Raw genomic sequence first — 19827 nt, 5'->3', positions numbered from 1 at the left:
TGAGGGACGTCGTCGTTGGCGTCGCGCAAAGACGTTTCAATTTCCGTGCCAATTGCGCGCACGCTGGAAATACAGGGATTTCAGGACGTTATTCGTATCGCCCGAATTTGTTCCGGGGCTTTTCCGCACGCTTAATTTGCGATTCGCTCAATCCTTGTGCGGCGCACAAGGATTGAGCGGAATGTCGATTAATTAGGCGAGCGCAGGTCTCGCGTTAACATTTGATTTACGCGGCCTCGACGAAGCGATGACGCTCGTAGAGGAATTCGAGCACGCGCTGCCGGCACTTCAGATACGTGGCGTTGGTCGCGAGCTCGAGCCTTTTGCGCGGACGCGCCAGCGGCACCTCCAGCACCTCGCCGATGCGCGCGCTCGGCCCGTTCGTCATCATCACGATGCGGTCGGACAACAGCACGGCCTCGTCGACGTCGTGGGTGATCATCAAAATGGTGTTGCCGAGCTTCTGATGCAGCGCCATCACGGAGTCCTGCAAATGGGCGCGGGTCAGTGCGTCGAGCGCGCCGAATGGCTCGTCCAGCAGCAGCACCTTCGGCTCCATGGCAAGCGCCCGCGCAATGCCGACGCGCTGCTTCATGCCGCCGGAGATCTCCGAGGGCCGCTTGTCCCTGGCATGGGCCATCTGCACGAGGTTGAGATTGTGCATCACCCAGGCGTCGCGCTCGGCGCGGGACTTGGTCTTGGCGAAGACCTTGTCGACGCCGAGCCTGACGTTCTCGTAGACCGTGAGCCACGGCAACAGGCTATGGTTCTGGAACACCACCGCGCGATCGGGCCCCGGCGAGTTGACCTCGCGGTTTTCCAGCAGCACGCCGCCGGTCGAGGCACCGGTCAGCCCTGCGATGATGTTGAGCAGGGTCGACTTGCCGCAGCCGGAATGGCCGATGATCGAGACGTATTCGCCCTTCTCGATCGTGAGGTTGATGTCCTTGAGCACCTCCGTGGAGGCGGCGCCGCGGGTGAAGATCTTGTCGATGTGGTCGAGCTTCAGATAGGCGGTCATGTGCCCCTCTCCTCTCAGTTCTGCGCGGTGCCGCGAGTGACGAACTTGCCGAGCCCCGCGATCAGGCGGTCCAGCACGAAGCCGACGATGCCGACATAGAACAGCGCCAGGATGATCTCGCTGATATGCGAGGAGTTCCAGGCGTCCCAGATGAAGAAGCCGATGCCGACGCCGCCGATCAGCATTTCAGCCGCGACGATTGCGAGCCATGACAGGCCGATGCCGATGCGCAGGCCTGTGAAGATGTAGGGCGCGGCCGCCGGGATCATGATTTTGGCGAAGAACTCGAGCGGATTGAGCTGCACGACGGCTGCGACGTTGCGATAGTCCTGCGGGATGTTACGGATGCCGACCGCGGTGTTGATGATGATCGGCCAAATCGAGGTGATGAAGATGACGAAGATCGCCGACGGTTGGCCGTCGCGGAACGCCGCCAGCGAGAGCGGCAGCCAGGCGAGCGGTGGAATGGTGCGCAGCACCTGGAACAGCGGATCAAGCCCGCGCATCGCCCAGACCGACTGTCCGACCAGCACGCCGAGCGCGATGCCGGCGATCGCCGAGAGCGAATAGCCGAAGGCGACGCGCTGCAGACTCGCCGAGAGATGCCAGAACAGGCCCTTGTCGATGCCGCCATGGTCGAAGAACGGATCGAGGATCAGCTCCTTGGTGTCCTTGAACACTTTTGACGGCGGCGGCAGTGCCGAACCGGCTCTCCGGCAGACCAGCTCCCACACCAGCGTCAGCAGCGCGATCACGACCAAGGGCGGGATCACGCGCACGGCCGTCTCCCGCGCCATGCGCGCGTAAGCTTCACTGCGCGGGGGGCGCTTCGGCGTCATCGCGACGACCGGGGCGGCACTGGCCGCGGTCGTCGCAGCTTCAATCTCAATCTTGGTGGCAGTCATGTTCATCGCAATCTCTCCGGCTGCAAAAAGACGATGCGGCCGCCCAGGGGCGGCCGCTGGCTCCATCAGACTTCGACGCGTTTGATCGCGAGCGACTTCAGATAAGCAGCCGGATTTTCCGGATCGAACACCTTGCCGTCGAAGAAAGTCTCCTTGCCGCGCGAAGTAGAGGTCGGGATCTCGGCGGCCGCGACGCCGAGCGTCTTGGCCGCGTCGCGCCACATGTCCTCGCGATTGACCTTGGCGATCAGCGCCTTGCTGTCGAAGCCGGGCTCGTATTTGCCCCAGCGGATGTCCTCCGTCATGAACCAGAGATCATGGCTCTGGAACGGATAGGAGGCATGGTCGCGCCAGTACTTCATGATGTGCGGCGAGTTCTCGACCACCTTGCCGGGGATGCCGTAGTCGAACTTGCCGGCGGTGCGATCGAGCACATCCTCGACAGGACAATTCATCCACTGCCGCTTGCCCATGATGGCCGCGAGCTCGGCCTTGTTCTCGGCCTTGTCGGCCCATTGCTGGGCTTCCATCACCGCCATCAGCAGCGCCTTGGCGGCCTTGGGGTATTTATCGACGAAGGCGGCGCGCATGCCGAAGGACTTTTCCGGATGCTTGTTCCAGAGCTCGCCGGTGTTGACCGCGGTGTAGCCGATCTTCTGATGGATCAGCTGCAGATTCCAGGGCTCGCCGACGCAGAAGCAATCCATGGTCCCGACCTTCATATTGGCCACCATTTGCGGCGGCGGCACCACGATGGTCTCGATGTCCTTGTCGGGATCGATGCCACCGGCGGCGAGCCAGTAGCGAATCCAGAGGTCGTGCGTGCCGCCGGGGAAGGTCATCGCGGCTTTCACCGCCTTGCCGGAGGCCTTCTTCTTCTCCAGGGCCGCTTTGAAGGGTGATGCGTCGACGCCGAGCTTGAGGTCGGCATATTCATTGGCGACCGAAATGCACTGGCTGTCGAGGTTGAGCCGCGCCAAAATGTACATCGGCGTCGGCTGGTTGTTCTGCGTCACCTTGCCGGCCGAGATCAGGTACGGCATCGGGGTGAGGATGTGCGCGCCGTCGATGCCGTTGCCTTCCGAACCGAGCACAAGATTGTCGCGCGTGGTGCCCCAGGAGGCCTGCTTCTGCACGTCGGTGTCGGGCATGCCGTATTTGGCGAACAGGCCCTTGTCCTTAGCGACGAAGAGCGGGCCGGCATCGGAGAGCGCGATGAAGCCGAGCTTGGCGCCCTTGACCTCGGGGCCTGCGTCCTGCGCGAAGGCGCCGGCGGGGAAATTCAGTTTAGCGGCGGCGAGAAGTGCGGCGGTCGAGCTTACGGCCTTCAACAATTGGCGGCGGCTGAGCCCATTGTCCGAGGGCCGGCGGGTGCGCTTAGTCATGAGTGGTGTCGTCCTTTGCGTCGTTGCATAATTGATGGCGTCTGTGCACACGAGCAGCCCGTCCGTCCGGCGGCGCCGTCTTTGGCGCATGCGAACGCACGACGGGGGAGACCCCCGCCTGATGGCGTCGGCAAGTCGGATGAGAAGTCTCGCGGGACGGCTTCAATGGCGTCGGCTTGGAACCATTCAAGCTTCATGCCAAGCCCGACGCCTAAAAAGCGGAAGAATAATCAATATGTTATTTGGTTTGCGGCAGACGGTCGCATGGCCGTCGCGCATGTGAAACTTGCGACCTGCTCAATTCTTGTGCGTCGCACAAACCTTGTGCAGTCGATTAAGCAAGAAGCCGACCAGCGTTGCACCGGCCGACCGCGCCGAGATCCACGTCATTGATATTGCTACATTTTTCCAAAACCGCGACACGGCACGCAATTTGCTTATCTAGGGACGTCAACGACGACTGCGGTTAGCCGCATTGTTGCAGCCTCTGGCGGCTGCTTCCGGAAGCTCAACTGCTTCGCGGCCCTTACCCGGCTCAGTCCTCGTGACGCGATTCCCAAAGCTTCCAGACATTCCATAGCCCTCGTGCGCGGCAGAGCCGTCCGCACGGCCAAAACGTTCAGCCGCGTCCTCTGAGGGGGCGTGTCGATCTCACTTACGAAGCAAAAGGAACCATTGATGTCGTATCTCGCGCCTTCGGAATTCGTCACCAAGATGGTGGATGCCGGCGAGTCCAAAATCTTCATGTCCACCCGGGATACCATCATCCGCGCTTACATGGCCGGCGCCATCCTGGCGCTCGCGGCCTGGTTCGCCGTCACGATCAACGTGAACACGGGCCAGCCGCTGGTCGGCGCCCTCTTGTTTCCGGTCGGCTTCGTCATGCTGTACCTGCTGGGATTCGATCTCCTGACCGGCGTGTTCGTGCTCTCGCCGCTTGCCCTGATCGACAAGCGTCCCGGCGTCACGCTCGGTGGCGTGCTGCGCAATTGGGGCTTGGTATTCGTCGGCAATTTTGCCGGCGCCTTTACCGTTGCCTTCATGATGGCCTTCGTCACCACCTTCGGGTTCTCGCAGCCGCCGGACAAGGTCGGCACCGCGATCGGACTCATCGGCGAAGGCCGGACGCTCGGCTACGCCGCGCATGGTGCGGCCGGCATGGCGACGCTGTTCATGCGTGGCATGCTCTGCAACTGGATGGTCTCGACCGGTGTCGTCGGCGCCATGATCTCGACCTCGGTCTCCGGCAAGGTCATCGCCATGTGGATGCCGATCCTGGTGTTCTTCTACATGGTGTTCGAGCATTCCGTCGTGAACATGTTCCTGTTCCCGTCCGGCCTGCTGCTCGGCGCAAAGTTCTCTATCCTGGACTACCTGATCTGGAACGAGATCCCGACCGTGCTCGGCAACCTCGTCGGCGGCCTCGCCTTCACCGGCATGACCCTCTACGCTACGCACGTCATGACGCTGCCCAAGCGCCAGGCCGACAAGGCTGCGAAGCCCCGCGTCGCGGCCTGATCGAATACGTCTCGACAAGGGAGCCTCGCCCAAGCAGGGTGAGGCCCCCTTCCCCTGGTGATGGCGATGTCCCGCGGACTCCTGATCTCGGTTGGCCAGCACTCCGACAGGGGCCGCAAGCCCGTCAACCAGGACTTTCACGGCGTCCTGATTCCAGAGGAGCCGCTGCTCAGCCTGAAGGGCATCTCGGCCGTCCTCGCCGACGGCATCTCCTCCAGCACGGTGAGCCAGATCGCCAGCGAGTCGGCGGTCAAGAGCTTCCTCATGGACTATTACTGCACATCGGAATCCTGGACGGTGAAGACGTCCGCGCGCCGCGTGCTGGATGCCACCAATTCCTGGCTGCACGCGCAGACGCGCAAGAGCCAGTACGCCTATGACCGCGACAAGGGTTATGTCTGCACCCTCAGCGCCATGGTCATCAAGGCGACCACCGCGCACATCTTCCATGTCGGCGACTGCCGCGTCTACCGCGTCGCCGGCAAGACGCTCGAGCAGCTGACCGACGATCACCGCATCATCGTGTCCTCGGAGCAAACCTATCTCGGCCGCGCGCTCGGCATCAATCCGCAGCTCGAGATCGATTATCAGGCGTTCGAGGTCGAGGCCGGCGACATTTTCCTGCTGGCGACCGACGGTGCCTACGAATTCGTCGACGCGCGCTTCGTCACGAGCGCACTGAACGAGCATGCAGGCGAGCTCGACGGGGCGGCCAAGGCGATCGTCGAGGAAGCCTACCGGCGCGGCAGCGACGACAACATCACGGTCCAGATCCTGCGCATCGACGCGGTGCCCCAGCGCGAGCCGGCCGGCATCTTCAGTCAGACCTCACAATTGCCGCTGCCGCCGTTGCCGGAGCCACGCGCGGTCTTCGATGGCTACCGGATCGTCAGGGAAATCCACGGCAGCAGCCGCAGCCACATCTACCTCGCAGTCGAGGTGGAAACCGAGGAACCGGTCGCGCTCAAGCTGCCGTCGGTCGACCTGCGCGACAATGCGGCCTATCTCAAGCGCTTCCTGATGGAGGAGTGGATCGCGCGCCGGATCGACAGTCCGCACGTGCTGAAGCCGCTGTCGCAGTCGAAGCGGCGCAGCTATCTCTACGTTGCGACCGAATTCGTCGAAGGACAGACCTTGAAGCAGTGGATGACCGACAATCCACGTCCCGATCTCGAAACCGTCCGTGGCCTCATCGAGCAGATCGCCGCCGGCTTACGCGCCTTCCACCGTATGGAGATGCTGCATCAGGACCTCAGGCCCGACAACATCCTGATCGACAAGACGGGCACCGCGAAGATCATCGACTTCGGATCGGTCAGGGTGGCCGGCGTCGCGGAAGCGGCGCCGCCGGACGAGGTCGACGAAATCCTGGGCACGGTCCAGTATACGGCGCCGGAGTATTTCCTTGGGCAGGGCGGCACGCCGCGCTCCGACATGTTTTCGCTGGCGGTGATCTGCTACCAGATGCTGACCGGAAAGCTGCCCTACGGCACCCAGGTCGCCAGGATCCGCCGCAAGGCGGACGTGCGGAAGCTTCAGTATCGCCCGGCCGACGACGACCGCAACGTGCCGGCCTGGGTCGACGGCGCGCTCCGGCGCGCGCTACATCCCGACCCGTACAAGCGGCACGAGGATCTCTCGGAATTCGTCTTCGAGCTTCGCACGCCCAATCCGGCCTATCTCGACACGCGGATCACGCCGCTCCTGGAGCGCAGCCCCCTGATGTTCTGGAAGCTGACCTCCGCTGCGCTCGCCTGCGCGGTGATCGTGCTGCTGGCGCTGCTGCACGCACGCTGAGTGAAACTGCATCGCTCACCATATGATCAAGAGCAGCGATGCAGCCATGAGTCCTCAGCGAGCCCTCAGACGGAGGCGGTGATCTCGGCGACGAAGTCGCGATAGGACCGTAAGGGGCGACCCAGGATACCGGTCAGACGCTCGATGTCGCCGGCCTCGGGGATCATTCCTTCCGTGAGAAAACGTTCGCTCATCAGCCGCATGTCGAAGGCCATCCAGTTCGGCATGAACTGTCGGAGGTTCTTCTCGAAGCCGGCGGTGTCGTCGCCGGGATAAGCGATGGTGCGCCCCAGCACCTCGGACCAGATGGCGGCTGCCTTCGGACCGGTCAGCGCATCGGGACCAACGAGATTGATGCGTGCGAGCGGAAGCGGCGTTGCAGCCTGCTCGCGACGGACGAGCTCGATCGCGGCGATCTCGCCGATATCGCGTGCGTCGATCATGGCGAGGCCCTTGCTGCCGATCGGCATCGGATAGACGCCATGACCAAGCACGACGTCCTTGATCGTGAGATCGTTGTTCATGAAGTAAGCGGGGCGCAGAATGGTGGCGTTGAAGCCCATTTGCTCGATCATGCGCTCGACACCGAACTTGCCGGCGAAGTGCGGCACGTTGACGTAGCGATCGCTGTGGATCACCGAGAGGTAGACGACCCGCTCGACGCCAGCCTCGCGGGCCACGTTGAGCGCGATCAAAGCTTGCGTAAATTCATCTGCGACCACCGCGTTGAGCAGGAACAGGGTCGAGACGCCATCAAGCGCGCCGCGCAGCGAGTCGACGTCGAGCAAATCGCCCTGCACGACTGTGACGCCTGCCGGCAAGTTTGCCTTTGCGGGATCGCGGACGAGCGCGCGCACATCGGCGCCACGCTTGACGAGTTGCTCGACGACTTGGCTGCCGATCGTTCCGGTTGCGCCGGTAACAAGGATAGTCATGGGATCACTCCGGTTTCGTTGTTAAGACACTCGGAATTAGTGATCCACATGCGGGCCGATAGACGCTATATCTGGACAGACCGTTTCACTGGTGGAACAGATGGATTTGCTTGCCCTCGCCGACTTCAATCTCGTCGCCCGCCATGGAGGGTTCGGAAGGGCCGCGCGCGCGGCGGGACGGCCGAAAGCGACCTTGTCCCGCCGCGTGTCCGAGCTCGAGAGCAGCCTCGACTTGCGTCTGTTCGAGCGCGGCGGGCGCGCTCTCAAATTGACCCAGGAAGGACGAGCACTCTACGAGCGGACCGGCGCACTCCTCACCGAGCTCGACGAGACGGCGGCAGCGATCGCTGCGGGTGGGGACAAGCCGAAGGGCAGATTGCGGATCAGCGCTCCCGTGCTTTTTTCCCAAACCGCCATGGGCCGGCTCGCGGCGGGCTTTGCCCTCAGGCATCCGCAAGTCCGGCTCGAGGTCTCGACGGATGACCGGTACGTCGACATGATCGAGGAAGGTTTCGACCTCGCGATCCGGGTCAATCCCGATGCGGATGAAAGCCTGGTCGGCCGCATCTTCTTGCACGACCGCCTGGTGGTCGTGGCCAGCCCCGCGCTGAAGCGGCCGAAGGGACATCTCGCCGTTCCGGTCGTCCTGCGCGGAACGGGCGACGAGGCTGCGGCCTGGGACATCAAGCGGCCAAGCGGCACATCGCGTATCGCCATCGATCCCGTGCTTCGCCTGTCTTCGCTGATAATGGTTCGCGACGCAGTTCGAGCCGGCGTCGGCGCTGCACGTCTGCCGCTGTCGCTCGTCAGCCACGATCTCGCCGCTGGCACGCTGGTGCGCTGGGGGGATGTCGAGAGATCCGACATCGCCCTATGGACGCTCTATCCCTCGCGGCGATTGCTCAGTGCGCGCGTCTCCGCCTTCCTCGACTATCTGAAGGAGGCCTTTCCGAGGGGAACGCCGGACGAATTGGCAGCCTACATCGGGGGATGACGGAAATGCCGAGCCCTCACGCCACCTCTCCCGCCTTCACCCCCAGCGGCTTTGGCGCCATGCCGCCGCCGGGCTTGAGGTGGAATTCGTAGGTCATCAGGTGCCACTTCCCGTTCGCCTTGGCGCCATCAGGCATCTCAAGGTCGTTACGCGGCTCGACCTTGGCGACGAGGTCGTCCTTGACCCCGAACACCACGTCGGAATCCAGATATTTGTCACCATCCATGAAGACGTGGGTGACCAGCGGCTCATAGCCCTGCGCATTGACCAGGAAATGCACATGCGCCGGGCGCATCGGGTGACGCTTGGTCTGCATGATCATCTCGCCGACCGGGCCATCGGTCGGGATCGGGTAGCTGCACGGCAGGATGGTGCGGAAGAAGAAACGGCCGTCGCTATCGGTGATGAAGCGCGCCCGCGCGGAGGCACCGACCTCGTCATAGTTCGGCTTCTGGGAATCGTACAAGCCGTCGTCGTCGGCATGCCAGACGTCGACGGGCACGGCGGCAAGCGGCTTGCCTTTGAGGTCGGTGACGCGGCTCTGCACGAACATCTTCTCGCCGGTCTGGTTGTTCGGCGAGATGTCGGTGCCGTGTGCGGTCACCTTGTGCTCGCCGACATAAAACGGTCCGAGCACCGTGGTCTGGGTGGCGCCGTCGCGGTCGCGATGGTTGACGGCATCGACCAGCATGGAGACGCCGAGCACGTCGGACAAAAGAATGAATTCCTGGCGGGTGTCGGTGCACCTCTGCCCGGTGCGGGTCAGGAAATCGATGGCGTAGTCCCACTCCTCGAAGGTGAGGCCAGTCTTGCTCACGTAATCGTGCAACGACTTCACCAATTCCTGCAGCAGGAATTTCGCGCGCGGATTGGGCGTGCTGTCGAAGCTCCTAACGACGGCGTCGGTGAGATCAGTCTCGTTGAACTGGGTCATGATGGCTTGCCCTGTGTTTTTTTTCGTTCGCCCCGGGGCCTCCTTGGAGGCGTTCCAGGGGCAGTCTACACCCGCCGGCCCCCCTGCGTTAAGCGCGAGCGGCTTGGAATGGGGCCGTCATTTGGCTATCAACGAACCGACAAAACTGCTCGGAGGAACCGATGCTCGCGCCCACCCCCGCCTCGCCCGAATCCGTCGGCATGTCCAAGGCCGTACTCGACCGCATCGATGCGCATCTGAAGAGCCGCTACATCGATGCCGGCCGCTTCCCGGGCACGCATCTTCTGGTCTACCGCCGCGGCAAGGTCGCGCACAGCTCGGTCCAGGGCCTTGCCGATGTCGAGCGCAAGCTGCCGGTCAAGGACGACACCATCTACCGCATCTATTCCATGACCAAGCCGCTCACCAGCGTCGCCTTCATGATGCTGGTCGAGCAAGGCCTCGTCGCCATCGACGAGCCCGTCGCCAAGTACATTCCGGAATGGAAGGATCTCGGCGTGTTCGTCGCCGGCACTTACCCCGCCTTCCTGACCCGGCCGCCGTCGCGGCCGATGCTGATCGTCGACCTCCTGCGCCATACCTCCGGCCTCACCTACGGCTTCCAGCAGCGCTCCAATGTCGATGCCGCCTATCGCGCCGAGAAGATCGGCGAGGTCGAGAAGTCGGGCACGCTCCAGACCATGATCGAGGCGCTGGCAAAAATCCCGCTGGAGTTCTCGCCGGGCGAGGCCTGGAACTACTCGGTCGCGACCGACGTGCTCGGCTATCTCATCGGCAAGATCTCCGGCATGCCGTTCGAGCAGTTCCTTAAATCACGCATCCTCGATCCGCTCGGCATGACCGACACCGACTTCCACGTCCCGGCCTCCAAGGCGCATCGGTTCGCGGCCTGCTATTCCGCCGATCCCGGTGGCGGCATGACCTTCCATGCCGGCCAGCGCCGCGAGGGCCTGACGCTCCAGGACGATCCGGCCGGGAGCTCGTTCCTCGTCCCGCCCTCCTTCATCTCCGGCGGCGGCGGCCTGTGCTCGACGGTCGCAGACTATCTCACCTTCTGCCGCGCGCTGCTCAACGGCGGCGAGCTCGGCGGCATCAGGCTGATCGGGCCGAAGACACTGGCGCTGATGACCAGCAACCACATTCCGGGCGGACGCGCGCTGCCGGAGGTGTCCCGCTCGCTGTTCTCCGAAGCCGCCTACAACGGCATCGGCTTCGGCCTCGGCTTTGCCGTGACGATGCGCCCTGCAGAAACGCTGATCGCCGGCAGCCCCGGCGAATACAATTGGGGCGGCGCGGCCACGACCTCGTTCTGGATCGATCCGGCCGAAGAGCTGATCGCGATGTTCATGACCCAGGTGCTGCCGTCGAGCGCCTACCCGATCCGGCGCGAGCTGCGCAGCATGGTCTACGCCGCGATCACCGAGAGCAACCTGTAACCGATGATGCGATCCCGCGGCTGACGCCGTGGGATCGCACGCTCATTTGAGCATTTCCGGCACGATCAGCCGCGGCAGGAACAGCGACACGCTTGGCCAGACGATGACGGCCGCGAGCACGAGCAGCATCGGGATCAGCATGATCACCGTGTCCTTCAGAGCATAGCGCAGCCGCACGCCGGCGATCGAACAGGCGATCATCAGACAGAGGCCATAGGGTGGCGTCACCAGTCCGAACGCCAGCGATACGATGGAAATGATCGCGAACTGGACTGGATGGAGATCGACGGACTTGGCGAGTGGCTCCAGCACGGTGCCGACGATGATGATGGCCGGGATGGCGTCGAGGAAGCAACCCACCACCAGAAAGCAGAAGGAGATGAAGAAGCCGGCCGCAACAGCGCCCATGCCCCATGTCGAGACGTTGGCCAGCAGCTCTTGCGGGATCTTGTAGTAGGCAAGCAGCCAGCCGAACGCACTGGCGGTACCGACGCAGAACAGCGCCACGCCGGCAAGCCGCCCAGTGTCGAGCAACGCCTTGTACAATTCGCGCAGGCCCGTCTCGCGATAGAAGAACGCTGAGAGTGCGACGGAATAGAGCACCGCGACGCAGGCGGACTCGGTCGCGGTGAACCAGCCGAGCAGAATGCCGCCAACGATGATGAAGGGCGTCATCAGCGCCGGTATCGACCTCCAAATGGCCCATCGCATCTCGACCCAGCTTGCCTTCGGATAGGTCGGGTAACCGCGGCGCACCGCGTAAATGTGCACCGTCGCCATCTGCGCGCCCGCGATCAGCAGGCCCGGCACGATGCCGGCCAGATACATCGCCGCAATCGAGGTCGAGATCAGCCCGCCCCACACGATCATGAGGATCGACGGCGGGATGATGACCGCCAGAACCGCCGACACCGCCGTGATGGCAATGGAGAACGAGAGATCGTATCCCTCCTTGGTCTGCGCATCGATGAAGATCTTTGACTGGCTCGCCGCATCAGCGGTCGACGAGCCCGAGATACCAGCAAAGAACACTGACAGCACGACATTGATCTGCGCCAGCGATCCCGGCCAGTGCCCGACCATCGAGCGCGACAGCGCCACCAGGCGATCGGTGATGCCGCCGATGCTCATCAGGTTCGCCGTCAACAGGAAGAACGGCACCGCCAGCAGGATGAACGAATTGTAGGCGTTGAAGGTCTCCTGCGCGAGCGTCATCAGCGACAGGCGCGGCTCGATCAGCAGGATCGGCACGCAGGCAAGCCCAAGCGCGAAAGCGACCGGCACGCGCACGATGAGCAAGCCGACGAAAACCCCGAACAGCACCATCGCGGCCTGTCCGGCGGAGAGTACGTTGCCGCTCATCGCCCCACCCCAAACAGAACGCGCATTTCATCGATGATCTGTTCACCGGCGAAGACGATCCACGTTACGCCGGTGACGGGCCAGGCGACGTGAATCAGCCAAAGCGGCAGATCGGCCAGCTCCGACGTCCTGTTCCAGGCAAAGCGGGTGAACTCGAGGCCGGCCGTTACGAACACCAGCGCCAGCGCCAGCACGCCGAGCCGCGCGAGGATCCGCACCGCAGCCTCCGACCGCCGCGACAGGTCTGGCCACACGTCGACCTCGAAATGCTGCGCTTCGCGCACGCCGACCATGGCACCGATCATGATCGTCCAGATGAACATGAAGCGCGCCATTTCCTCCGTCCAGATGTAGGACGGAATGAAGGGTGTGTAGCGTGAGATGATCTGCAGCGTGACCGGAATGATCAGGACTCCGACACAGGCGGCGAGCAAGAATTCCAGCAATTTCGCATAGGCCGCCGATACGCGACGCCACAGCGACGGTGTGGACGGGACGGGCATTTCAGACATTGGGACTCCCGTGCGGCAATCATCCGCCATGCCCGGGCAGGAAGCGGGGCCTGCCCGGCATGCTGTCGGCGGACGAAAAGACCTCAGACGACGTTGATCTTCTCGAAAATGCCTTCCGCACCGATTTCCTTGGCGTAGGTGGCCATCACGGGGTCGGCGAGCTTCTTCATGGCATCCCGCTCCTCGAAGGGAACGCGCTTGAGCTTGCCGGCCTTCTCGAGCGTGTCGAGCTTGACGACCTCTTCGCTGGATTCGAGCTGACGGCCGTAGTCGCCGGCCTCCTTGCCGGCCTTCATGATCGCGTCCTGCAAATCCTTCGGCAAAGTCTTCAGCGTCTTCACCGAGAAGCAGATCGGCCGGATCGACACGGCGTGCTGGGTCAGGTTGAGGTGCGGGGCCACTTCGTAGAACTTCATCGCCTCGACGCCGGCTGCCTCGTTTTCGCCGGCCGATATCACGCCGTTCTGGATCGCGTTGTAGATTTCGTTGTAGGCGATCACCGTCGGGCTCATGCCGACGGCCGCAAAGGTCTTCGACCAGATCGGCGCGCCTTGCACGCGGACCTTGAGCCCCTTGAGATCGGCAAGATTCTTGAGCGGCTTGTTAGCGAAGATGTTGCGGATGCCGCCGCCGGCATAACCGATCAGAACCACCTCGGCCTTCGCCGCGACCTCATCGGCGACCGGCGCCAGGATGTTGGCCTCGACGACCTTGTTCATGTGCTCGATACCCTTGAACACGAAAGGCGCATCGATGAACGGGGCCGCCTTGGCGAAGGTCGACATGTGGGCCGGCGAGACGATGCCGTAATCGACCGCCTTGCCCTGCGACATGTACTCGAAATATTGCTTCTCGAGGCCGAGCGAGGAGTTTCTGTGCAGGGTGAAGTTGACGGGCTTGCCGTAATACTTCTTCACCAGTTCCTCGAACCGGAGCAGCGCCCGGTTGAAGGCGTGGTCGTCGTTGAACTGGACCGCACCGTTCAGGGTGATCGGCGCTTGCGCCCTGAGGATCGACGGCATGCCAATCGCAGCCGCCGCAGTGGTCGCGCCTATACCAGCGAGAAATGACCTTCGCTTCATCGTCTCCCCTCCCTTTGATGCTCCGCCCCTGTCGCCGGGGCGTGAGCGCAGCCGGTATGCGGCTTGCGAGAGAGGAAGCGTATGAAAATCCTCGGCGGGACGGAAGTCATTTCGCGCGCGCCGAGCGCATTCTTCGTCGCAGGCTGCTCCTGCACCACCTGCTGCACTGCAACTTGCGCTCCTACCGGCAGGCGGGCAGCCCGATGGCCTTCCCCTCCTGTGGAAGCGGAAGACTTGCGGACCTGTGCGCTGCACGCAAGGCCCGCTCGCCTCCCTCGACAGGCCTAGTGCATATGACCAATCAGATAGATGCCGCCGCCGATCACAATGATCGTGGGCACGGCCCAAAGAATAAATACAGGCATGGCATTCTCCCTAATTGGACGTGCAGACCTTGACGGTCTTCATGCCGCTCTCAGCCTCCGTGCGCGTCTTGTAGATCGTGCCCGAGGGGCTGACGACGGTCATCGACGTGTCCGTCGGCTTCTTGTCGACGATGGTGCACTTCTTGGTCTTGACGTCCTGGACGACATAGAACTCGTCGGCCGCGAATGCCGGCAGGGACAACGCAGCAACCATCAGCGCTGCACTCGCAATTTTCAGCATCATCTTCTTCTCCTCCAATTTCCGGGCTCCCGGTCAATTCAGAAACGGGAAAAAATGGCAATTTGTTCCTATGCGGAGGAACGCCACGGAAGGTGAGATGTTGTTGCGGCGCGTAGTGAGGAGGACAAGATGAAAAAGCTGTTCCTGCTGTCGGCTGCGGCCGTCCTGATTTCAACCGGCGCTTTCGCGCAGTCCACCGTGGTGACCACCACCGGGACCGGTCACGCGGCGGTTCAGATCGAGCCGCAATACCGGACCAAGATCAAATCCTACGTCACCGAGCACCGCGTTCGCCCGGTCACGACGAAGGAAAAGATCGTCGTCGGCGCGACGGTGCCGAGCGAGGTCGAGCTCGAGGCCATTCCGGCCGATTGGGGTCCGTCGCTGACGAAGTATCGCTACGTCTATTCCGGGGAGCGCGTGATGCTGGTGGATCCCGGCTCACGCATTGTCGTGCAGGAAATAGATTGATCATGACGAGACGGACGGCCGTCCCGGCGACGGCCGCCCTCTGCGCAAGCGTCCCGACTGCGCTGCAAAATCCGTCTGCGGACTGCTGGCGGGCCGCGAAAATCGTGGCACAACGCAACCCCTGACCGTATGGTCTCCCAAAACGATAATCCGGCGCCGCTGCGCCGGAACCGGGACGCCTGCGTTTGTCAAAACTCACCCTGCCGGTCCGGCTCGCTCTTCTGGTCACGGGAACGATGTTGCCGCTGATCGTTTTCGCCGTCGGACTTGCCGTCTACAATTACAAGCAAGACCGCAGCGACGCGACTCGCCGCGTGCTGGAGACCGTGCGCAGCATGCGCCTCGTGCTGGACTCCGAAGTGCAGCGGATGACGGGCGGCTTGCAGGTCCTGGCGCTGACGAATTCGCTGCGCAACGGCGACTTCCAGAACTTCCGCCGCATCTCGCTCGGCTTCCTCGATCAATATGGCAAGGGCGGCCTCGTGTTGATCTCCGACCGCAAGGGCCGGCTGCTGTTCTCCTCGACGACGGAGGACACCGCGAGCCTGCCGCCGCGCGGCAATCTGGAGATCATCGAAAAGGTATTTGCGACCAAATCGCCGCAATATTCCGACCTGTTTACCGGCGCGATCAATCGGCGGCAGGTGCTGACAGTCGAGGTCCCGGTATTGCGCGACGGCGAGGTGATCTACGACCTCTGCTTCAGCCCGCCGCTTGGCATCTTTCAGGAGCTGGTGGAAAAGCAGCGACCCGATCGGCTTTGGACGGTGTCCCTGCTCGACACCAAGGGCTTCGTATTCGCACGCGCCCCGAACCCGAGCGAGACGTTCGGCAAGCAGGCGTCGGGCGCACTCTACGATGCGATGTCCCGCACGCCGGAGGCCGCGCTTTCGACCGTTTCGCTCGACGGTGTCGCGCTGTCCTCCGCCTTTACCAGATCGCAGCTGACCGGCTGGACGATCGTGGCGGGCGTCGCCGAGAGCTCGTTGATCGCGCCGCTCTGGCGCAACATCGCGATCACCAGCCTGATTGGCGGGATCCTGCTGCTGGTTGGCCTCACCTTCGCAGTGCGGATGGCGACTACGATCGCACGCGGAGAGATGCTGCACAATCTCCTGATCGAGGAGCTCAACCATCGCGTCAAGAACACGCTGGCTTTGATGCAGGCGATCGCAGTGCAGACCTTCCGCAGCGCCAGCCGGGACGAGCGGACCAAGTTCGAGGGCCGGCTCGGCGCGCTGGCCGAAGCGCATAACCTTCTGAGCCAAGAGAAATGGGCGGGCTCCGAGCTCCAGGACGTGATCGCCCGTGCCCTTCAGCCTTTCCTGCTGAATGGTCCCGACCGCATCCGCATGGCCGGTCCCTCGGTGCCGCTGTCGCCGCGGCTCGCCGTGGTGCTGACGATGATCGTGCACGAGATCGCCACCAACGCCGCGAAATACGGCGCGCTGTCCAACGAGACCGGCCGGGTGACACTGGACTGGGAGGTCATCACTGAAGCGCCGAAGCCGCGGCTGCGGCTGATCTGGACCGAGATCGGTGGACCGCCGGTGACGGCGCCGGTGCAACGCGGCTTCGGCTCGCGCCTGATCGAGCGCAGCGCGCGCGACCAGCTCGGCGGCGAGGCAACCGTCGACTTCCTGCCGCGCGGCGTCGTCTGCACGGTGACTTGCACGCTTGACGAGGCGCAGTGAAGGGGGAACGCCCTACCCGATCGTCTGCAGCGCCGGAAACGTCTCGAGCAGCCAGATGCTCACATTCGAAACCGCACCGGTGAGAAAGCCGACGCCGGTGATCACCATCAACACGCCCATGGCGCGCTCGACGGTGACGAGATGGCCCTTCATGCGCGCGAATAGCGCGGAGAACTGTTCGATCATCAGCGCGGCGATCAGGAAGGGAATGCCGAGGCCGGCGGAATAGACCGCGAGCAGGCCGGCGCCCTTAGTCACCGTGGCTTCAGCCGCGGCGATCGAGAGGATCGCGGCGAGGATCGGACCGATGCAGGGCGTCCAGCCGAAGGCGAAGGCGAGGCCCATGATGTAGGCGCCCCAGAGGCCGACGGGCTTGGGGATCGGCAGCCGGCCCTCGCGCATCAGCAGGCCGATGCGCGTCAAGCCAAGGAAGTGCAGGCCCATGATGATGATGACGATGCCGGCGAGGATCGACAGCTCCGCCGACCAGGCACGGATCAACCCGCCGATCAGCGAGGCGCTGGCGCCGAGCGCGACGAACACCGTGGAGAAGCCGAGCACGAACAGGAGCGCCGACATCATGATCGCACGCTTGGAGGCCGAGGCCGGCTCTTCGCTCTCGACATGCTCGATCGTGGCGCCCGTGAGATAGATCAGATACGGCGGAACCAGCGGCAGGACGCAAGGCGAGAGGAAGCTGACGAGGCCGGCAATCAGCGCCGCCGGGATCGAAACATTTTGCATGATGCCGTCTGAGCCATCTCAGGTGCCGGTACGGCGCGCGGGGAATGCGTCCGGCCCGGATCCGAACCGGCTCTGGTGTAGCCGATGCCGGGGAATGCGCAACTGAGGCCCACGAAACCAGGGCTCCTCCCGATGCCGTCTGCGATCACAGGTGCGGCATCGGGACACGCACGAATCTCGCCAAAAAGCGAGATTCGGCGGCGCGGCTACTTCACCACGCGGAGCAGCGGACGCCGGGGCTGGTCCTGCGTCTGCCTGGAAGGGGACGGCGGCTCGCTCGCAGCGCTCCGCAGCATTTCGTCGCACAATGCCTTGAGATCGGCACTGTCGATTCCTTTGAGTTTCATCCTGACGTCGAGGATGACGATGGACAGCAGCTCGGCCGACTCACGGCTGTCGCACTCGTTGAGCACCCTGCGGCACTCCTCAAGCGTTTCCAGGACCGACTGCAACTGTTCGTCTGAATGCGACACGGCGTTCTTTCCGTTAATTCGGCCTGCGAGACGTGGTTGTGACGACCCCTTCGGCCCCCATGGAATACGGAGGATAGCATGAGGCCGCTGCGCCTCCGAACCTGATTTCAGTCGGTTTCAGCCCTGGAACCGCGATTTCGGCCAACGTCGCCGCGCTGCGCGGTTGGCCATTGTCGAAGCAGTCCGGGAGGAAACGCCTGGCGCGCTGTGATTGATCCGTCGAGGTTGATGACGCCGGCTCTCGCGCAAAGTCATTCTTTGCGGACAGCGCCTGCAATCCCGCAGCCATTCGAAGGCTCACAACGGAACTCACGCCACACCCCTCATCCGGGCAAATAATCCGCCCGCTTCCCCAGCCCTTGGCAGCACTCAGATACCACCCCACGCGGTAGTAAGGATGACGTTCAAAACTTTACGTCCCCCAACCCGCAGTGGTTGTGGTTTGCGCCAGATTCTGCCAGTTTAGCCATCCGAAGGGAATTGTATGCACTCCTTAGCGGAAAGGGGCGTTCATCTGGCGGAACGCCCAAAGACAAATCTCAGCGGCCTCTCTGATTGGGATACGGCCCGCATATTTCTAGAAGTCGTCCGATGCGGAAGTTTCCGGTCGGCGGCCGAGCGCTTGTCGCTGTCGATCAATGCCGTGCGCCGGCGAATCGACGATTTCGAACGCCAGACCGGCACGACGCTGTTCACCCGCGACGTCCATGGCACCCATCTCACCGATGAAGGCGCGCTGGTGGTCTCCGCCGTCGAGCGCATGGAGGCCGCTACCTTCGACGTGCTGCGGGCCAGCGATTCGATGGCCAATGCCCTGTCCGGCGAGGTTCGGGTCGCCGTCACCGAGGGGCTCGGCACGTTCTGGCTCGCCCCGCGCCTGGTTGAATTCCAGCAGGCTTATCCGAAGATCCTGGTCGACCTGCATTGCGCGATGCGTTCGGCCGACGTCTCGCGTCACGAGGCCGACGTCGCCATCCATCTGTCGCGTCCCTCGGCGCTCGACATCAAGCTGGTGCGGCTCGGCCGCATGCACCTGATGTTCTGGGCCTCCGAGAAATACATCGAAAAGCATGGCGCGCCGCGTTCAGCGGCGGAATTGATCAAGCATCGCCTGGTGCTGCAATTCGCCGACCAGCTTGCCGCCAAGGAATCCTTCGAGAGCTTCTTCCCGGGCGTTTCGGAACGTGACCTCCTGGTCATGAAGACCAACGTCTCGAGCGCCAACTATTGGGCGGTCGCGAATGGCGCCGGCATCGGCGTCTTCCCCAGCTACGCCATCGCGCTTGGCGGGAAATTGATTCTACTGGAGGTCGAGCTGAACCGACCGCTGGATATCTGGTTGTCCTACCATCCCGGTAGCGGCCGTATTCCGCGCGTGCGGCACATGATCGACTGGCTGATCGAAGCTTTCAGTCCGGCTCGCTTCCCGTGGTTTAAGGAAGAGTTCGTGCACCCGCATGAATTCAAGGACTCGTATATGGGCGAACCCCTGACCCAGCTCTTCGGGGGATTTTCAACCGAAGAACAAAGGTGAGAACAGAGATGAAAGCAGCGGCGAAAAGAATGAAGCAGCGCAGTGCCGGCAAGCCGGACATTGAGCTTGGCAAGCGGATCCGCCTGCGGCGCGTCGAGATGAAGATCTCGCAGGCCGAGCTGGGCGAGAAGCTTGGCGTCAGCTTCCAGCAGGTCCAGAAATACGAGAAGGGCGTCAATCGTGTCGGCGCGGCTCGGCTTCAGCAGATCGCCACCGCCCTCGATGTGCCCGTGACCTTCTTCTACGACGGCGACAACAAGGCCCGCGAAGTCGAGAGCCTGCTGTTCCTCGACAGCGCCTTCAGCCTTCGCTTGCTGCGCGCGTACAGCAAGATCAAGGACCAGACGGTGCAGCGTCAGCTCGTCTCGCTGATGGAATCGATCGCGGCGAACGAGAGCTGAGATCGATCGACGGTCTGCTTTTC

At 63.1% G+C, this 19827-nt stretch carries 19 protein-coding genes; 8 read left to right on the top strand and 11 right to left on the bottom strand.

Features of this window, described 5'->3' with window-relative positions; translation table 11 throughout:
• Positions 1–226: 226 nt before the first annotated feature.
• The 3 genes from IVA79_RS35815 to IVA79_RS35805 are packed head-to-tail and all read right to left on the bottom strand — an operon-like array spanning position 227 to position 3311.
• Positions 227–1021, bottom strand: a complete 795-nt coding sequence (locus tag IVA79_RS35815) for an ABC transporter ATP-binding protein (protein ID WP_247561938.1) — start codon at positions 1019–1021, stop codon at positions 227–229.
• Positions 1022–1035: 14 nt separating this feature from the next.
• Positions 1036–1932: a nitrate ABC transporter permease gene (gene ntrB, locus IVA79_RS35810; protein ID WP_247561937.1), complete on the bottom strand. Its 897-nt coding sequence runs from the start codon at positions 1930–1932 to the stop codon at positions 1036–1038.
• Between the two features lie 59 nt (positions 1933–1991).
• Entirely contained in the window at positions 1992–3311 is a 1320-nt protein-coding gene (locus IVA79_RS35805; RefSeq protein WP_247561935.1) for a CmpA/NrtA family ABC transporter substrate-binding protein, read from the bottom strand.
• Between the two features lie 678 nt (positions 3312–3989).
• On the opposite strand from IVA79_RS35805, the gene IVA79_RS35800 reads away from it, so the two are divergent.
• On the top strand, positions 3990–4829 hold the full coding sequence (locus IVA79_RS35800; RefSeq protein WP_247561933.1) for a formate/nitrite transporter family protein: 840 nt from the start codon (positions 3990–3992) through the stop codon (positions 4827–4829).
• 60 nt (positions 4830–4889) lie between these two features.
• The gene (locus IVA79_RS35795; protein ID WP_247562161.1) at positions 4890–6626 is read left to right on the top strand and encodes a bifunctional protein-serine/threonine kinase/phosphatase; all 1737 of its coding nucleotides are present in this window, start codon (positions 4890–4892) and stop codon (positions 6624–6626) included.
• Positions 6627–6691: 65 nt separating this feature from the next.
• On the opposite strand, the gene IVA79_RS35790 is transcribed toward IVA79_RS35795, so the two are convergent.
• Entirely contained in the window at positions 6692–7561 is an 870-nt protein-coding gene (locus tag IVA79_RS35790; protein WP_247561932.1) for an NmrA/HSCARG family protein, read from the bottom strand.
• A gap of 100 nt (positions 7562–7661) precedes the next feature.
• On the opposite strand from IVA79_RS35790, the gene IVA79_RS35785 reads away from it, so the two are divergent.
• The gene (locus IVA79_RS35785; protein ID WP_247561930.1) at positions 7662–8555 is read left to right on the top strand and encodes a LysR family transcriptional regulator; all 894 of its coding nucleotides are present in this window, start codon (positions 7662–7664) and stop codon (positions 8553–8555) included.
• A 16-nt stretch (positions 8556–8571) separates the two neighbouring features.
• Here IVA79_RS35785 and IVA79_RS35780 read toward each other — a convergent pair whose 3' ends face one another.
• On the bottom strand, positions 8572–9489 hold the full coding sequence (locus IVA79_RS35780) for an intradiol ring-cleavage dioxygenase (protein ID WP_247561929.1): 918 nt from the start codon (positions 9487–9489) through the stop codon (positions 8572–8574).
• A gap of 161 nt (positions 9490–9650) precedes the next feature.
• On the opposite strand from IVA79_RS35780, the gene IVA79_RS35775 reads away from it, so the two are divergent.
• Positions 9651–10925, top strand: coding sequence for a serine hydrolase domain-containing protein (locus IVA79_RS35775; RefSeq protein ID WP_247561927.1), 1275 nt, complete (start codon positions 9651–9653; stop codon positions 10923–10925).
• A gap of 42 nt (positions 10926–10967) precedes the next feature.
• On the opposite strand, the gene IVA79_RS35770 is transcribed toward IVA79_RS35775, so the two are convergent.
• From IVA79_RS35770 to IVA79_RS35755, 4 genes are all read right to left on the bottom strand, one after another.
• Positions 10968–12287, bottom strand: a complete 1320-nt coding sequence (locus IVA79_RS35770) for a TRAP transporter large permease (RefSeq protein WP_247561925.1) — start codon at positions 12285–12287, stop codon at positions 10968–10970.
• Positions 12284–12799 (bottom strand): TRAP transporter small permease, encoded by a 516-nt coding sequence (locus IVA79_RS35765; protein WP_247561924.1) that lies wholly within the window; start codon positions 12797–12799, stop codon positions 12284–12286. Before IVA79_RS35765 ends, IVA79_RS35770 begins: the two co-directional genes overlap by 4 nt.
• A gap of 83 nt (positions 12800–12882) precedes the next feature.
• Positions 12883–13881 (bottom strand): TRAP transporter substrate-binding protein, encoded by a 999-nt coding sequence (locus tag IVA79_RS35760; protein ID WP_247561923.1) that lies wholly within the window; start codon positions 13879–13881, stop codon positions 12883–12885.
• Positions 13882–14256: 375 nt separating this feature from the next.
• Complete coding sequence (locus IVA79_RS35755; protein WP_247561921.1) at positions 14257–14490, bottom strand: hypothetical protein; 234 nt, start codon at positions 14488–14490, stop codon at positions 14257–14259.
• 126 nt (positions 14491–14616) lie between these two features.
• Here IVA79_RS35755 and IVA79_RS35750 point away from each other — a divergent pair, with 126 nt between their 5' ends.
• Together IVA79_RS35750 and IVA79_RS35745 are read left to right on the top strand one after the other, a co-directional pair.
• The gene (locus tag IVA79_RS35750) at positions 14617–14958 is read left to right on the top strand and encodes a DUF1236 domain-containing protein (RefSeq protein ID WP_247561919.1); all 342 of its coding nucleotides are present in this window, start codon (positions 14617–14619) and stop codon (positions 14956–14958) included.
• Positions 14959–15194: 236 nt separating this feature from the next.
• Entirely contained in the window at positions 15195–16652 is a 1458-nt protein-coding gene (locus IVA79_RS35745; RefSeq protein ID WP_247562160.1) for a sensor histidine kinase, read from the top strand.
• 12 nt (positions 16653–16664) lie between these two features.
• On the opposite strand, the gene IVA79_RS35740 is transcribed toward IVA79_RS35745, so the two are convergent.
• Both IVA79_RS35740 and IVA79_RS35735 read right to left on the bottom strand, forming a co-directional pair.
• Entirely contained in the window at positions 16665–17396 is a 732-nt protein-coding gene (locus tag IVA79_RS35740; RefSeq protein ID WP_247561917.1) for a cytochrome c biogenesis protein CcdA, read from the bottom strand.
• Positions 17397–17602: 206 nt separating this feature from the next.
• A complete protein-coding gene (locus tag IVA79_RS35735) occupies positions 17603–17869 on the bottom strand; it encodes a hypothetical protein (protein ID WP_247561915.1) in 267 nt (88 codons plus the stop codon).
• A 484-nt stretch (positions 17870–18353) separates the two neighbouring features.
• Between IVA79_RS35735 and IVA79_RS35730 the strand changes: the two genes are divergently transcribed.
• Entirely contained in the window at positions 18354–19403 is a 1050-nt protein-coding gene (locus tag IVA79_RS35730) for a LysR family transcriptional regulator (RefSeq protein WP_247561913.1), read from the top strand.
• A 29-nt stretch (positions 19404–19432) separates the two neighbouring features.
• Positions 19433–19804, top strand: a complete 372-nt coding sequence (locus tag IVA79_RS35725; RefSeq protein ID WP_028179980.1) for a helix-turn-helix transcriptional regulator — start codon at positions 19433–19435, stop codon at positions 19802–19804.
• Positions 19805–19827 lie beyond the last annotated feature (23 nt).

It is taken from the genome of Bradyrhizobium sp. 138 (assembly GCF_023074075.1).
Taxonomy (GTDB): Bacteria; Pseudomonadota; Alphaproteobacteria; order Rhizobiales; family Xanthobacteraceae; genus Bradyrhizobium.
The sequence above is the reverse complement of the archived record's forward strand: the minus strand, read 5'-3'. Positions and strand labels throughout refer to the sequence as shown.

Bases quoted from the DNA above. Each gene is read 5' to 3' on its own strand.
- IVA79_RS35815 (WP_247561938.1), bottom strand. From the start codon at position 1,021: ATGACCGCCTATCTGAAGCTCGACCACATCGACAAGATCTTCACCCGC.
- ntrB (WP_247561937.1), bottom strand. From the start codon at position 1,932: ATGAACATGACTGCCACCAAGATTGAGATTGAAGCTGCGACGACCGCG.
- IVA79_RS35805 (WP_247561935.1), bottom strand. From the start codon at position 3,311: ATGACTAAGCGCACCCGCCGGCCCTCGGACAATGGGCTCAGCCGCCGC.
- IVA79_RS35800 (WP_247561933.1), top strand. From the start codon at position 3,990: ATGTCGTATCTCGCGCCTTCGGAATTCGTCACCAAGATGGTGGATGCC.
- IVA79_RS35795 (WP_247562161.1), top strand. From the start codon at position 4,890: ATGGCGATGTCCCGCGGACTCCTGATCTCGGTTGGCCAGCACTCCGAC.
- IVA79_RS35790 (WP_247561932.1), bottom strand. From the start codon at position 7,561: ATGACTATCCTTGTTACCGGCGCAACCGGAACGATCGGCAGCCAAGTC.
- IVA79_RS35785 (WP_247561930.1), top strand. From the start codon at position 7,662: ATGGATTTGCTTGCCCTCGCCGACTTCAATCTCGTCGCCCGCCATGGA.
- IVA79_RS35780 (WP_247561929.1), bottom strand. From the start codon at position 9,489: ATGACCCAGTTCAACGAGACTGATCTCACCGACGCCGTCGTTAGGAGC.
- IVA79_RS35775 (WP_247561927.1), top strand. From the start codon at position 9,651: ATGCTCGCGCCCACCCCCGCCTCGCCCGAATCCGTCGGCATGTCCAAG.
- IVA79_RS35770 (WP_247561925.1), bottom strand. From the start codon at position 12,287: ATGAGCGGCAACGTACTCTCCGCCGGACAGGCCGCGATGGTGCTGTTC.
- IVA79_RS35765 (WP_247561924.1), bottom strand. From the start codon at position 12,799: ATGTCTGAAATGCCCGTCCCGTCCACACCGTCGCTGTGGCGTCGCGTA.
- IVA79_RS35760 (WP_247561923.1), bottom strand. From the start codon at position 13,881: ATGAAGCGAAGGTCATTTCTCGCTGGTATAGGCGCGACCACTGCGGCG.
- IVA79_RS35755 (WP_247561921.1), bottom strand. From the start codon at position 14,490: ATGATGCTGAAAATTGCGAGTGCAGCGCTGATGGTTGCTGCGTTGTCC.
- IVA79_RS35750 (WP_247561919.1), top strand. From the start codon at position 14,617: ATGAAAAAGCTGTTCCTGCTGTCGGCTGCGGCCGTCCTGATTTCAACC.
- IVA79_RS35745 (WP_247562160.1), top strand. From the start codon at position 15,195: ATGTTGCCGCTGATCGTTTTCGCCGTCGGACTTGCCGTCTACAATTAC.
- IVA79_RS35740 (WP_247561917.1), bottom strand. From the start codon at position 17,396: ATGCAAAATGTTTCGATCCCGGCGGCGCTGATTGCCGGCCTCGTCAGC.
- IVA79_RS35730 (WP_247561913.1), top strand. From the start codon at position 18,354: ATGCACTCCTTAGCGGAAAGGGGCGTTCATCTGGCGGAACGCCCAAAG.
- IVA79_RS35725 (WP_028179980.1), top strand. From the start codon at position 19,433: ATGAAGCAGCGCAGTGCCGGCAAGCCGGACATTGAGCTTGGCAAGCGG.